Raw genomic sequence first — 13,654 nt, forward strand, 5'->3', positions numbered from 1 at the left:
AGGAAACCCCATGGCCATTGCCTTGTCTACCCTGGTCGCCGAAGCCGATGCCTATCTGGGCGCCGCGCGCATCGCCGATTACTGCCCCAACGGCCTGCAGGTCGAGGGGCGGCCGCAGGTCCGTCGCATCGTCAGCGGCGTCACCGCCAGCCAGGCGCTGATCGAGGCGGCCATCGACGCCGAGGCCGACGTGCTGCTGGTGCACCACGGCTACTTCTGGAAGGGCGAGAACCCTTGCGTCACCGGTATGAAGCAGCGCCGGCTGAAGGCACTGCTGGCTGCCGACATCAGCCTGCTGGCCTATCACCTGCCGCTGGATCTGCACCCCGAGGTGGGCAACAACGTGCAACTGGCGCGCCAGCTCGGCATCGTCGTCGAAGGCCCGCTGGAGCCGGACAACCCGCGCACCGTCGGCCTGGTGGGGTCGTTGGAGGAGCCGATGAGCGCCGCCGATTTCGCTCGCCAGGTGCAACAGGCGCTCGGCCGCGAGCCGCTGCTGGTGGAGGGCGAGGGACTGATCCGCCGGGTTGGCTGGTGCACCGGCGGCGGTCAGGGCTACATCGACCAGGCCATCGCCGCCGGCGTCGACCTGTACCTGACCGGCGAAGCCTCCGAGCAGACCTTCCACAGCGCGCGGGAGAACGGCGTGAGTTTCATCGCCGCCGGCCACCATGCTACCGAGCGCTACGGCGTGCAGGCACTGGGCGATTATCTGGCGCGGCGTTTCGCCCTCGAACACCTGTTTATCGACTGCCCGAATCCGATCTGAGCGCGCTTTCTTGCGGGTATAAAACTAGACCTTTTCGATCTAAGTAGCGTCCTGATTAGAAGTTGGCGCTGTGCTAGAGTGCGCCCTCGTCCACGGCCCGCCGGCCCAATTACACAGCAAACCGTGAGTAGCCATGCTCGATAAACTGACCCACCTGAAGCAGCTGGAGGCGGAAAGTATCCACATCATTCGTGAAGTGGCCGCCGAATTCGACAACCCGGTAATGCTCTATTCCATCGGTAAAGACTCCGCCGTGATGCTGCACCTGGCGCGCAAGGCGTTCTTTCCCGGCAAGCTGCCGTTCCCGGTGATGCACGTCGACACCCGCTGGAAATTCCAGGAGATGTACCGCTTCCGCGACAAGATGGTCAGCGAGATGGGCCTGGACCTGATCACCCACATCAACCCCGATGGCGTGGCGCAGGACATGAACCCCTTCACCTACGGCAGTGCCAAGCACACCGACGTGATGAAGACCGAGGGTCTCAAGCAGGCGCTGGACAAGTACGGCTTCGACGCCGCCTTCGGTGGCGCGCGCCGCGACGAGGAGAAGTCCCGCGCCAAGGAGCGGGTGTACTCCTTCCGCGACAGCAAGCACCGCTGGGACCCGAAGAACCAGCGTCCCGAGCTGTGGAACGTGTACAACGGCAAGGTCAAGAAGGGCGAGTCGATCCGCGTGTTCCCGCTGTCGAACTGGACCGAGCTGGACATCTGGCAGTACATCTACCTGGAGCAGATCCCGATCGTGCCGCTGTACTTCGCCGCTGAGCGCGAAGTGATCGAGAGGAACGGCACCCTGATCATGATCGACGACGAGCGCATCCTCGAGCACCTGTCGGACGAGGAGAAGGCGCGTATCACCAAGAAGATGGTGCGCTTCCGCACCCTGGGCTGCTACCCGCTGACCGGCGCGGTGGAGTCCACCGCGGCGACCCTGCCGGACATCATCCAGGAAATGCTCCTGACTCGTACTTCCGAACGCCAGGGCCGGGTGATCGACCACGACGCCGCCGGCTCGATGGAAGAGAAAAAACGCCAGGGCTACTTCTAAGGATTCCGCACCATGAGTCATCAATCCGATTTGATCAGCGAGGACATCCTCGCCTACCTGGCCCAGCACGAACGCAAGGAACTGCTGCGCTTTCTCACCTGCGGCAACGTCGACGACGGCAAGAGCACCCTGATCGGGCGCCTGCTGCACGACTCCAAGATGATCTACGAAGACCATCTGGAAGCCATCAGCCGCGACTCGAAGAAGGTTGGCACCACCGGCGACGACATCGACCTGGCGCTGCTGGTCGACGGCCTGCAGGCCGAGCGCGAGCAGGGCATCACTATCGACGTGGCCTACCGCTATTTCAGTACGGCCAAGCGCAAGTTCATCATCGCCGACACCCCCGGCCATGAGCAGTACACCCGCAACATGGCCACCGGCGCGTCCACCTGCGACCTGGCGATCATCCTGATCGACGCCCGCTACGGCGTGCAGACCCAGACCAAGCGCCACAGCTTCATCGCCTCCTTGCTGGGCATCAAGCACATCGTCGTCGCGGTCAACAAGATGGACCTCAAGGACTTCGACCAGGGCGTGTTCGAGTCGATCAAGGCCGACTACCTGGCTTTCGCCGACAAGATCAGCCTCAAGCCCAGTACGCTGCATTTCGTCCCCATGTCGGCGCTCAAGGGCGACAACGTGGTCAACAAGTCCGAGCGCTCGCCCTGGTACGATGGCCAGTCGCTGATGGAAATCCTCGAGACCGTGGAAGTGGCGGGCGACCGCAATTTCGACGACCTGCGCTTCCCGGTGCAGTACGTCAACCGCCCCAACCTCAACTTCCGCGGCTTCGCCGGCACCCTGGCCAGCGGCATCGTGCGCAAGGGCGACGAAGTGATGGCGCTGCCGTCGGGCAAGACCAGCAAGGTCAAGTCCATCGTCACCTTCGAGGGCGAGCTGGAGCACGCCGGCCCCGGCCAGGCCATCACCCTGACCCTGGAAGACGAGATCGACGTGTCGCGCGGCGACATGCTGGTGCACGCCGACAACCGTCCGCAGGTCACCGACAGCTTCGAGGCCATGCTGGTGTGGATGGGCGAAGAGCCGATGCTGCCGGGCAAGAAGTACGACATCAAGCGCGCCACCAGCTACGTGCCGGGCTCGATCCCGAGCATCGTGCACCGCGTCGACGTCAACACCCTGGAGCAGGGCGCGGCCAGCGAACTGAAGCTCAACGAGATCGGCCGGGTCAAGGTCGCCCTGGATGCGCCCATTGCCCTCGACGGCTACGAGCACAACCGCACCACCGGCGCCTTTATCGTCATCGACCGCCTGACCAACGGCACCGTCGGCGCGGGCATGATCATTGCCGATCCGGTCGGCCATGGCGGCGGCCAGCACGGTCGCCTAGCCCACGTGTCGACCGAGGAGCGCGCCGCGCGCTTCGGCCAGCAGCCGGCCACCGTGCTGTTCAGCGGCCTGTCCGGCGCCGGCAAGAGCACCCTGGCCTACGCCGTGGAGCGCAAGCTGTTCGACATGGGCCGCGCCGTCTACGTGCTCGATGGCCAGAACCTGCGCCACGACCTGAACAAGGGCCTGCCGCAGGATCGCGCCGGGCGTACCGAGAACTGGCGTCGCGCCGCCCATGTGGCGCGCCAGTTCAATGAGGCCGGCCTGCTCACCCTGGCCGCCTTCGTCGCCCCGGATGCCGAGGGCCGCGAGCAGGCCAAGGCGCTGATCGGCGGCGAGCGCCTGCTCACCGTCTACGTGCAGGCCTCGCCGCAGGTCTGCCGCGAACGCGACCCGCAGGGCCTGTATGCCGCCGCCGGCGACAACATCCCCGGCGAGTCCTTCGCCTACGACGTGCCGCTGGACGCCGATCTGGTGATCGACACCCAGACCGTGTCGGTGGAAGAGGGCGTCAAGCAGGTGCTGCAGCTGCTGCGTAGTCGCGGCGCCATCTAACAGCCTGCGCGCAATGCAAAAAGCCCCGCTCGCCAGCGGGGCTTTTTGTTGGTTGCGCTTTATTGGGGCGTAACGGGCGAGGTCCACCTGGCCTGTCGATGCGCAGAACCGGCCTCCGCAGGTGCGAATCTATTCGCGGTTGCGCGGTGAATTTCGCGGATAAACCTGCGCCTTGGCGGCCATCCACGGTGCCCGTGTCGAGCCTTCCCGGATTGCATCCGGGCTACAAGGCCAATAAAAAGCCCCGCAATAGCGGGGCTCCCTGTCTTGGCCGAGGGGTTACTTCTTCAACCCGTAGCTCTCGTCCAGCATGCCGGGACCGTCGCTTTTCGGCGCGTAGTCCTTGGGCATTTCATAGTTCTTCGGCGGGGTCAGGCGTTCGCGCTTCTCGCCGCCTTCGCTGCTGCTGAGGGCGGCCAGCAGACGCTGGCGGGTCAGTTCGTCCAGGGCCAGACGATTGGCGCCGTCGGACAGGTGCTCCTGCACGTCCTGGTAGCTCTGGGTGAGTTTCTTCACCAGGCTGGCGGTGGTGTTGAAGTGGGTCACCACTTCGTTCTGGTAGGCCTCGAAGCGTGCCTGCATTTCTTCCATCTGCCGCTGCGTGCGGCTCGGTGCGGCGCTGGGCGCCAGGCGAGCGATCAGAAAGCCGACGGCAATGCCGACCACCAGGGTCAGGGCGGGTATCAACCAGGCTGTAAGGGTCTGTTCCACGAGTCCTTCCTCTCAAAACGGCTTTGCTTTACGTTAGCGGCTCGAACCTGCGCTGTATACGGCTATGCCGTGCCGCGCAGACAGTTTGCTAGACGAGTCGACCCGATCCGGGGTCACGGAGTTCTCTGTTGCTCAACCGCGAAACCGCCGTTTTTATCCCTGGCCCCGTCGGCCAGCTCGAAGCCCTTTTTCTCGAAGTGCCCGACGCTCGCGGCGTGGCGCTGATCTGCCACCCCAATCCGGTGCAGGGCGGCACCATGCTCAACAAGGTGGTTTCCACCCTGCAACGCAGCGCCCGCGACTGCGGCCTGCATACCCTGCGCTTCAATTATCGCGGCGTCGGCGCCAGTGCCGGCAGCCATGACATGGGCAGCGGCGAGGTGGACGACGCCGAAGCGGTGGCCGCCTGGCTGCGCGAAGGGTACCCGGATCTGCCGCTCACCCTGCTCGGGTTCTCCTTCGGCGGTTTCGTCGCCGCCGCGCTGGGCGCGCGTCTGGAGCGCCAGGGCGTGGCGCTGGACAAGCTGTTTATGGTGGCGCCGGCGGTGCACCGGCTGACCGCCGACAATCCGCCGGCGGCCACTTGCCCGCTGGTGCTGATCCAGCCGGACGCCGACGAAGTGGTCGAGCCGCAGGCGGTGTACGACTGGTCGGCGAACCTTGGGCGTGCCCACGAGCTGCTGAAAGTGGCAGAATGCGGCCACTTCTTTCACGGCAAGCTGACCGATCTGAAGGATCTGCTGTTGCCGCGTCTCTGAATCAGCTGTACGACAAGCGAACGCCATGACCACCCGTATCCTCACCGGCATCACCACTACCGGCACCCCGCACCTGGGCAACTACGCCGGCGCCATCCGCCCGGCCATAGTCGCCAGCCGCGCCGCGGATGCCGATTCCTTCTACTTCCTCGCCGACTACCATGCGCTGATCAAGTGCGACGACCCGGCGCGCATCCAGCGCTCGCGTCTGGAGATCGCCGCCACCTGGCTGGCGCTGGGCCTGGACGTGAACAAGGCGACCTTCTATCGCCAGTCCGACATTCCCGAGATTCCCGAGCTGTGCTGGCTGCTCACCTGCGTCGCCGGCAAGGGCCTGCTCAATCGCGCCCACGCCTACAAGGCGTCGGTGGACAAGAACGTCGAGGCCGGCGAAGACCCGGACGCCGGCATCACCATGGGCCTGTTCAGCTACCCGGTGCTGATGGCGGCGGACATCCTGATGTTCAACGCGCACAAGGTGCCGGTCGGCCGTGACCAGATCCAACACGTGGAGATGGCCCGCGACATCGGCCAGCGCTTCAACCACCTGTTCGGCGCCGGTCGCGAGCTGTTCACCCTGCCCGAGGCGGTGATCGAGGAGGAGGTGGCGACCCTGCCCGGCCTCGACGGCCGCAAGATGAGCAAGAGCTACGACAACACCATCCCGCTGTTCGGTAGCGCCAAGCAGCTCAAGGACGCCATCGCCCGCATCGTCACCGACTCGCGCCTGCCGGGCGAACCCAAGGACGCCGACGGCTCGCACCTGTTCACCCTGTACCAGGCCTTCGCCACCCCGGCGCAGCAGGCCGAGTTCCGCGCCGAGCTGGAAGGCGGCCTGGCCTGGGGCGAGGCGAAGAATCGCCTGTACCAGCTGCTGGAAAACGAGCTGGGCGAGGCGCGCGAGCGCTACAACGCGCTGATCGCCAGGCCCGCCGATCTGGAGGACATCCTCCTGGCCGGCGCCGCCAAGGCGCGCAAGATTGCCACGCCCTTCCTCGGCGAGCTGCGCGAGGCGGTGGGCCTGCGTTCGTTCCGCGAGCAGGTGCAAACCGCCTCCGGCGAGAAGAAGAAGGCGGCCAAGAGCGCGCGCTTCGTCAGCTTCCGCGACGACGACGGCAGCTTCCGCTTCCGCCTGCTGGACGCCGCTGGCGAGCAGCTGTTGCTGTCGAAAGCCTTCGCCGATGGCAAGTCGGCCGGCATGGTCAATAAGCGCCTGCAGTCCGGCGAACCACTGGATGTGCGCGCCGAAGGGCAGGGCTTCGGCGTCTGGCTGGATGACGAATGCGTGGCGAGCAGCCCCGAGTTCGCCGATGCCGTGGCGCTGGACGCCGCCATCGCCCGTCTGCGCGAGGCGTTGGCGACGCAGGAATGATGTCGCCCGGATGGCAGCCGGGTAACGGCCTGACGCCGTAGGTTGGGTTGAGGCGCGTAGCGACGAAGCCCAACGGCTCATGGCATGCCGTTGCCGGTCGTTGGGCTGCGCTGCGCTCAGCCCAACCTGCGATTGCCAATCCACGGGGGCGTCGCTAAAGTGACGCCCCCGTTTTTACTTGCCCGGCTAACGAATCATGACTCCTTTCGAGCGCTATCAGGCCGACCTCCAGCGGCCCGACTTCTTCCATGATGCGGCCCAGGAAAACGCCGTGCGCCACCTGCAGCGGCTGTACGACGAGCTGGTCGCCGCCGACCAGGGCAAGGGCGGTCTGCTCGGCAAACTGTTCGGCAAGAAGCCGCAGGGGCCGGTCAAGGGCATCTATTTCTGGGGTGGCGTCGGGCGCGGCAAGACCTACCTGGTCGATACCTTCTTCGACGCGCTGCCCTTCGAGCGGAAGATGCGCACCCACTTCCACCGCTTCATGAAGCGCGTGCACGAGGAGATGCGCACCCTCAAGGGCGAGAAGAACCCGCTGACCATCATCGGCCGGCGCTTCGCCGACGAGGCGCGGGTGATCTGCTTCGACGAGTTCTTCGTCAGCGATATCACCGATGCGATGATCCTCGCCACCCTGCTGGAGGAGCTGTTCAAGAACGGCGTATCCCTGGTGGCCACCTCCAACATCGTGCCGGACGGCCTGTACAAGGACGGCCTGCAGCGCGCGCGCTTCCTGCCGGCCATTGCCCTGCTCAAGCAGCACACCGACATCGTCAACGTCGACAGCGGCGTAGACTACCGCCTGCGCGCGCTGGAGCAGGCCGAGCTGTTCCACTTCCCGCTGGACGCCGAGGCCGAGGTCAGCCTGGACAAGAGCTTCAGGAGCCTGCTGCCGGAGCACTGCTCGGTGCAGGAGCACGAGGCGCTGATGATCGAGAACCGCCCCATAGTCGCGCGCAAGGTCGGCGACGACGTGGCCTGGTTCGAGTTCCGCGAGCTGTGCGACGGCCCGCGCAGCCAGAACGACTACATCGAGCTGGGCAAGATCTTCCACGCGGTGATCCTGGCCAACGTCGAGCAGATGAGCACCGCCAAGGACGACATTGCCCGGCGCTTCATCAACCTGGTGGACGAGTTCTACGACCGCAACGTCAAGCTGATCATCTCCGCCGAGGTGGAGCTGAAGGACCTGTACACCGGCGGCCGCCTGACCTTCGAGTTCCAGCGCACCCTCAGCCGCCTGCTGGAGATGCAGTCGCACGAGTTCCTGTCGCGGCCGCACAAGCCCTGATGGTTTGCGCAGCATGAAAAAAGGCGACCGCAAGGTCGCCTTTTTCGTATTGGCTGGTGCGTGCGGCGATCCGGATAGGGGGCGCCGCCGGCGGCTCAGTGCTTAGCCAGCTTCTGCTGGTACTGGGCGAGCATCTTCTGCGCATGGGCCACTTCCAGCGCCTCCATGGCGTTGATCGGCGTGATCGCTACGGCGCGCTCGAGGTGCTCGACGACCTTGTCGTGCTGGTCGTCGCCGTACACGTAGGTCAGCGCGTTGGCGTATTCGTAATGGCCGATCGGCAGGTCGTCGCGGGCCTGGAAGCTGCGGCTGAAGTATTTCTCCATATTGTCCGCGCTGACCCCGTAGGTCATCTTGCCCACCAGCTTGCCCACCTTGCGGATCACCCCGGCCTCGTAGCCGCCGTACAGCGCCAGGGCGAAGGGCTGCTGCGGCTGTTTGGCCAGCAGCGCCTCGAGCTCGTCGGGGATCTGCGAGGTATAGCCGCGCTTGAGCACCACCGGCACCGACAGCTCCTCGCCCAGGCGCGCCTTGGCGTAGACCCGGCCGAACTGGGCGACGGTGTCGGCCTGCACCAGTTCGCCGGCCTCGTCGGTGTAGGCGATCACTTCTTCCAGCAGGCGATGCTTCTCGGCCTGCTCCGGCACCAGGAACATGGCGTAGATCACCTGGGCGAACAGCGCCGGGATCTGCCCGCCGACGCCCAGGGCCAGGCCCTGCTCCTTGGCCTGGGCGAAGTCGCCGCGGAACATCAGGCGCCAGACCTCCTGCAGTTTCTGCGCATAGACCTCGGCCTCTTGCGGCTTGCCGGTGAAGCCGATATCGGCGCCGACGGTCTTCTCCAGCGCCTGCGGATGGCGGCTGGCCATGCTCACCACCCAGTCGGCGTCGGGGAAGGGGTAGTCGCCGAAGCCGCGGGTCAGCTGCGGCCAGGCCTGGCGCAGCTTGTCGCCGCTGTAGTCGTAGGCGCTCTGGTCGAGCGGGAAGGGCTTCCAGTTGTCGTCCGCCACGGCGGTGAGGCTGCAGGCGGCAAGCAGGGCGATAAGGGTGCGGCGCATGGCGATGGACCTGTTGTTGTTATCAGTGTCCCGATCATAGGCCGGCGTCACCTGTGGCCAACCTAACCAAGGGTGGGTGGCTGTTCAGTGGCTGTCCTTGTGCTGGAACTGGCGGCGGTACTGATTCGGCGACAGCTCGGTGTGCTGGCGGAACAAGCGGGCGAAGAAGCTGGCGTCGTCGTAACCGACCTCGTAGCTGATGGTCTTGATGCTCTTGCGGGTGGAGGACAGCAGGCTCTTGGCGGTCTCGATGCGCAGGCGCTGCAGGTAGTGCAGCGGCTTGTCGCCCGTTGCACCTTGGAACCGGCGCATGAAGTTGCGGATGCTCATGCCGTGCTCGCGGGCCACGTCCTCGAAGCGGAACTTGTCGGCGTAGTGTTCCTCCAGCCAGTGCTGGATCTGCAGCACGGTGACGTCCTGGTGCAGCTTCTGGCCGCCGAAACCGATGCGCCCCGGGGTATAGCTGCGCTGCACCTCGTAGAGGATGTCGCGGGCCACGCCCTGGGCCACGCCGGCGCCACAGTAGCGCTCGATCAGGTAGATATAGAGGTCGCAGGCCGAGGTGACGCCGCCGGCGCAGTACAGGTTGTCGGCATCGGACAGGTGCTTGTCCTGGTTGAGCAGCACCCTGGGGAAGCGCTCGGCGAACTCGCGGAAGAAACGCCAGTAGGTGGTCGCCTCCTTGCCGTCGAGCAGGCCGGCCTCGGCCATCCAGAACACCCCGCTGGCTTCGCCGCAGATCGCCGTGCCGGCCGCGTGCTGGCGTTTGAGCCAGTCCAGCACCTGCGGATAGCGGCGGCTGAGGGCGTCGAAGTCGTCCCAGAAGGCCGGCAGGATGATCACGTCGCAGGCCTCCAGGCCGCCGTCCACCGGCACCTGCACCTTGCTGAAGCTGTTCACCGGCAGGCCGTCCGGGCTGACCAGGTGGATCTCGAACGGCGGCTCATGGCCCAGGCCCTGCTGCTTGGCGTAACGGATGCCGGCCATATGGAAGAAATCCTTGGCCTGCATCAGGGTGGAGGCGAATACGCCGTCGGTGGCGAGGATGCTGACGCGGCGCAGCGGGGCATTGGATTGGGTAGGCATAGATATTGTTCTTTTTAGGGCTAAGCGGTCATGCGACGGCTGGATCGTCTTATTTTTTGGCGCTTGTGTCCAGTGTGACCAAGCGTTTGCTTGGCTAAAGTCGAGGCCACTGTCCCCAAGGTCTCAGACACAGGTAGCGCCATGATCCCCAGAACGATTTTCAGCTCCGACCATGAACTGTTCCGCGACAGCGTGCGCAAGTTCCTCGAGCAGGAAGCGGTGCCTTTTCATGCACAGTGGGAAAAGGACGGTCATGTCGACCGCGCGCTGTGGAACAAGGCCGGCGAGGCCGGCATGCTCTGCTCGCACATCCCCGAGGAATACGGCGGCATGGCGGCGGACTTCCTCTACAGCGCCGTGGTGATCGAGGAGATCGGCCGCCTGGGCCTGACCGGCATCGGCTTCTCCCTGCATTCGGACATCGTCGCGCCCTACATCCTGCATTACGGCAGCGAGGCGCAGAAGCAGCATTACCTGCCCAAGCTGGTCAGCGGCGAGCTGGTCACCGCCATCGCCATGACCGAGCCGGGCGCCGGCTCCGACCTGCAGGGGGTGAAAACCACCGCCGTGCTGGACGGCGACGAGTACGTGATCAACGGCTCGAAGACCTTTATCACCAACGGCTGGCTGGCCGACCTGGTGATAGTGGTGGCCAAGACCGATCCCAAGGCCGGGGCCAAAGGCACCAGTCTGTTCCTGGTGGAGGCGGGTACGCCGGGCTTCGCCAAGGGCAAGCGCCTGGAGAAGGTGGGCATGAAGGCGCAGGATACCTCCGAGCTGTTCTTCCAGGACGTGCGCGTCCCCAAGGAAAATCTGCTGGGTCAGGCCGGCATGGGCTTCGCCTACCTGATGCAGGAGCTGCCGCAGGAGCGCCTGACCGTCGGCGTCGGCGCCCTGGCCTCGGCCGAGGCGGCGCTGCAGTGGACGCTGGACTACACCCGCGAGCGCAAGGCGTTCGGCAAGGCGGTGGCGGACTTCCAGAACACCCGCTTCAAGCTGGCCGAGATGGCCACCGAGATCCAGGTCGGCCGGGTGTTCGTCGACCGCTGCCTGGAGCTACATCTGCAGGGCAAGCTGGACGTGCCCACCGCGGCGATGCTCAAGTACTGGGGCACCGACCTACAGTGCAAGGTGCTCGACGAGTGCGTGCAGCTGCACGGTGGCTACGGCTACATGTGGGAATACCCGGTGGCGCGCGCCTGGGCCGATGCGCGGGTGCAGCGCATCTACGCCGGCACCAACGAGATCATGAAGGAAATCATCGCCCGTTCGTTGGTCTGAGTGCGGTGATGACAAGAAAAAGCTCGGCATTGCCGAGCTTTTTCGTTTGAGTCGGGATCAGGGCGCCGGGTTGGGCTGCGCCTTGTGGATCGCCTCGATGCCGGCCAGCACGTCCTCGGAGAGTCGTAGCTCGGCGCTGGCCAGGTTGCTGTCCAGTTGCGCCAGGCTGGTGGCGCCGATGATGTTGCTGGTGACGAAGGGCTGTGCGGTGACGAAGGCCAGGGCCATCTGCGCCGGATCCAGGCCGTGTGCGCGGGCCAGGGCGACATAGCGCGAGCAGGCCGCCTCCGACTGCGGGTTGGTGTAGCGGGTGAAGCGGCTGAACAGGCTGATGCGCGCGCCGGCCGGCCGCGCGCCGCCCTCGTACTTGCCGCTGAGCATGCCGAAGGCCAGCGGCGAGTAGGCCAGCAGGCCGCACTGCTCGCGCATCGCCACCTCCGCCAGGCCCACCTCGAAGCTGCAGTTGAGCAGGTTGTAGGGGTTCTGGATCGACACCGCACGCGGCCAGCCGCGGCTCTCGGCCAGGTGCAGGAACTTCATGGTGCCCCAGGGCGTTTCGTTGGACAGGCCGATATGGCGGATCTTGCCGGCCTTGACCTGCTCGTCGAGCACTCGCAGGGTTTCTTCCAGCGGCGTGAAGTCCGCTTCCTGATGCTGGTAGCCGAGCTGGCCGAAAAAGTTGGTCGGACGTTCCGGCCAGTGCAGCTGGTAGAGGTCGATCCAGTCGGTCTGCAGGCGTTTCAGGCTTGCGTCCAGCGCCGCGACTATATGCGCGCGGTCGAATTTCAACTTGCCGCCGCGGATATGGCCGATGCCGTTGCCGGGGCCGGCGATCTTGCTCGCCAGGATCCAGTCGGCGCGGTCGCCACGCTGCCTGAAGTAGCTGCCGATGATCTGTTCGGTGCGGCTGTAGGTCTCGGCGCGCGGCGGCACCGGGTACATCTCGGCGGTATCCATGAAATTGATGCCGCAGGCCTTGGCGCGCTCGATCTGGGCATGGCCCTCGGCCTCGCTGTTCTGTTCGCCCCAGGTCATGGTGCCCAGGCAGAGGGCGCTGACCCTGAGGTCGGTACGGCCCAGCTGACGGTATTCCATTGCTGACTCCTAGTTTTCGACTGCAGGTGAGAGGGGGCATCAAAGCAGGTTGCTATTTTCGCTGCAATCGGCATAATTCCGCGGCTCTCGACGCGGGAACGCCTAGCTCGCTGACAGAGAAGGTGGGGATGCCTAGCCCGCCGAACACCCCGCCGTAGCGGACGCGCTGACCCGAGCCCCCGATAGCGTCTGTTTCCGGCCGTCTTTGACTTGTCAAAGCAAGCACTATTCAGTAAGATCCGCCGTCTTATTTTCAGGGCGGCCCCTGAGGCTATAGCGAATGAAGACTTTTACTGCAAAACCGGAAACTGTTAAGCGCGACTGGTACGTCGTCGACGCTGCAGGTCAGACCCTGGGTCGTCTGGCCACCGAAATCGCCAGCCGTCTGCGCGGCAAGCACAAGCCCGAGTACACCCCGCACGTCGACACTGGCGATTACATCGTCGTGATCAACGCCGAGCAGGTGCGTGTCACCGGTGCCAAGACCAGCGACAAGATGTACTACTCCCACTCCGGTTTCCCGGGCGGCATCAAGTCGATCAACTTCGAGAAGCTGATCGCTCGTGCTCCTGAGCGCGTGATCGAGACCGCGGTCAAAGGCATGCTGCCGAAGAACCCGCTGGGTCGCGACATGTACCGTAAGCTGAAGGTGTACAAGGGTGCCGTCCACCCGCACACCGCTCAGCAGCCCCAAGAACTGAAGATTTAACGGAATAGTTCATTATGTCGGCGACTCAAAACTACGGCACTGGCCGTCGCAAGACCGCAACCGCGCGCGTATTCCTGCGTCCGGGCACCGGTAACATCTCCATCAACAACCGCAGCCTGGATACCTTCTTCGGCCGCGAGACCGCTCGCATGGTCGTGCGTCAGCCGCTGGAACTGACCGAGACCACCGAGAAGTTCGACATCTACGTTACCGTTATCGGTGGCGGTGTCAGCGGCCAGGCCGGTGCCATCCGTCACGGCATCACCCGCGCCCTGATCGAGTACGACGAGACCCTGCGCAGCCCGCTGCGTAAAGCTGGTTACGTCACTCGCGACGCCCGTGAAGTCGAGCGTAAGAAAGTCGGTCTGCGCAAGGCGCGTAAGCGTCCGCAGTACTCCAAGCGTTAATTCGCTGGCGCTTTCGAAGACGCCCAGTTTCCTTTCGGAACTGGGCGTTTTTTATGGGCGAGACAAAACGCTGCGACAACGTGCCGCAGCCGCGCAAGCCGCGCGCGACAAGGCTTTCGCCGGCCTGTTCGGGGGTAATTACCTTGTCAGAAAAGGGG

Annotated in this window: 13 protein-coding genes; 9 read left to right on the forward strand and 4 right to left on the reverse strand. The window is 64.9% G+C overall.

The features are described from left to right. Positions 1–10 precede the first annotated feature (10 nt). From ACIGFL_RS02805 to cysN, 3 genes are all read left to right on the forward strand, one after another. On the forward strand, positions 11–769 hold the full coding sequence (locus ACIGFL_RS02805) for a Nif3-like dinuclear metal center hexameric protein (protein WP_397496079.1): 759 nt from the start codon (positions 11–13) through the stop codon (positions 767–769). A gap of 133 nt (positions 770–902) precedes the next feature. Beyond that, complete coding sequence (cysD, locus tag ACIGFL_RS02810) at positions 903–1,820, forward strand: sulfate adenylyltransferase subunit CysD (RefSeq protein ID WP_021442304.1); 918 nt, start codon at positions 903–905, stop codon at positions 1,818–1,820. Positions 1,821–1,832: 12 nt separating this feature from the next. Continuing rightward, positions 1,833–3,728 carry a sulfate adenylyltransferase subunit CysN gene (gene cysN, locus ACIGFL_RS02815; RefSeq protein ID WP_021442303.1) on the forward strand — a complete coding sequence of 632 codons (1,896 nt, stop codon included), beginning with the start codon at positions 1,833–1,835 and terminating at the stop codon, positions 3,726–3,728. 279 nt (positions 3,729–4,007) lie between these two features. Here the strand turns inward: cysN and ACIGFL_RS02820 are convergent, their stop codons facing one another. Next, the gene (locus ACIGFL_RS02820; protein ID WP_031302694.1) at positions 4,008–4,439 is read right to left on the reverse strand and encodes a YhcB family protein; all 432 of its coding nucleotides are present in this window, start codon (positions 4,437–4,439) and stop codon (positions 4,008–4,010) included. A gap of 128 nt (positions 4,440–4,567) precedes the next feature. On the opposite strand from ACIGFL_RS02820, the gene ACIGFL_RS02825 reads away from it, so the two are divergent. The 3 genes from ACIGFL_RS02825 to zapE all read left to right on the forward strand — a co-directional run bounded on the left by ACIGFL_RS02825 (position 4,568) and on the right by zapE (position 7,860). Continuing rightward, entirely contained in the window at positions 4,568–5,197 is a 630-nt protein-coding gene (locus tag ACIGFL_RS02825) for an alpha/beta hydrolase (RefSeq protein ID WP_021442301.1), read from the forward strand. Between the two features lie 25 nt (positions 5,198–5,222). Continuing rightward, a complete protein-coding gene (locus ACIGFL_RS02830) occupies positions 5,223–6,569 on the forward strand; it encodes a tryptophan--tRNA ligase (protein WP_397496080.1) in 1,347 nt (448 codons plus the stop codon). Positions 6,570–6,765: 196 nt separating this feature from the next. Next, on the forward strand, positions 6,766–7,860 hold the full coding sequence (zapE, locus tag ACIGFL_RS02835; protein ID WP_397496081.1) for a cell division protein ZapE: 1,095 nt from the start codon (positions 6,766–6,768) through the stop codon (positions 7,858–7,860). A gap of 95 nt (positions 7,861–7,955) precedes the next feature. On the opposite strand, the gene ACIGFL_RS02840 is transcribed toward zapE, so the two are convergent. Next, the gene (locus ACIGFL_RS02840; protein ID WP_397496082.1) at positions 7,956–8,918 is read right to left on the reverse strand and encodes a hypothetical protein; all 963 of its coding nucleotides are present in this window, start codon (positions 8,916–8,918) and stop codon (positions 7,956–7,958) included. An 84-nt stretch (positions 8,919–9,002) separates the two neighbouring features. After that, positions 9,003–9,905 carry a GlxA family transcriptional regulator gene (locus tag ACIGFL_RS02845; protein WP_177342870.1) on the reverse strand — a complete coding sequence of 301 codons (903 nt, stop codon included), beginning with the start codon at positions 9,903–9,905 and terminating at the stop codon, positions 9,003–9,005. Positions 9,906–10,145: 240 nt separating this feature from the next. Between ACIGFL_RS02845 and ACIGFL_RS02850 the strand changes: the two genes are divergently transcribed. Further along, on the forward strand, positions 10,146–11,285 hold the full coding sequence (locus tag ACIGFL_RS02850) for an acyl-CoA dehydrogenase family protein (RefSeq protein ID WP_122108210.1): 1,140 nt from the start codon (positions 10,146–10,148) through the stop codon (positions 11,283–11,285). Positions 11,286–11,342: 57 nt separating this feature from the next. Here the strand turns inward: ACIGFL_RS02850 and ACIGFL_RS02855 are convergent, their stop codons facing one another. Then, entirely contained in the window at positions 11,343–12,380 is a 1,038-nt protein-coding gene (locus ACIGFL_RS02855; protein ID WP_397496083.1) for an NADP(H)-dependent aldo-keto reductase, read from the reverse strand. 280 nt (positions 12,381–12,660) lie between these two features. Between ACIGFL_RS02855 and rplM the strand changes: the two genes are divergently transcribed. Both rplM and rpsI read left to right on the forward strand, forming a co-directional pair. Then, positions 12,661–13,089 (forward strand): 50S ribosomal protein L13, encoded by a 429-nt coding sequence (gene rplM / locus ACIGFL_RS02860; protein ID WP_021442294.1) that lies wholly within the window; start codon positions 12,661–12,663, stop codon positions 13,087–13,089. Between the two features lie 14 nt (positions 13,090–13,103). Then, positions 13,104–13,496 (forward strand): 30S ribosomal protein S9, encoded by a 393-nt coding sequence (gene rpsI / locus ACIGFL_RS02865; protein ID WP_003242948.1) that lies wholly within the window; start codon positions 13,104–13,106, stop codon positions 13,494–13,496. The last annotated feature ends 158 nt before the right edge of the window (positions 13,497–13,654 follow it).

Origin of the sequence: Pseudomonas sp. NPDC077649 (assembly GCF_044542855.1) — a bacterium.
Classification (GTDB): domain Bacteria; phylum Pseudomonadota; class Gammaproteobacteria; order Pseudomonadales; family Pseudomonadaceae; genus Aquipseudomonas.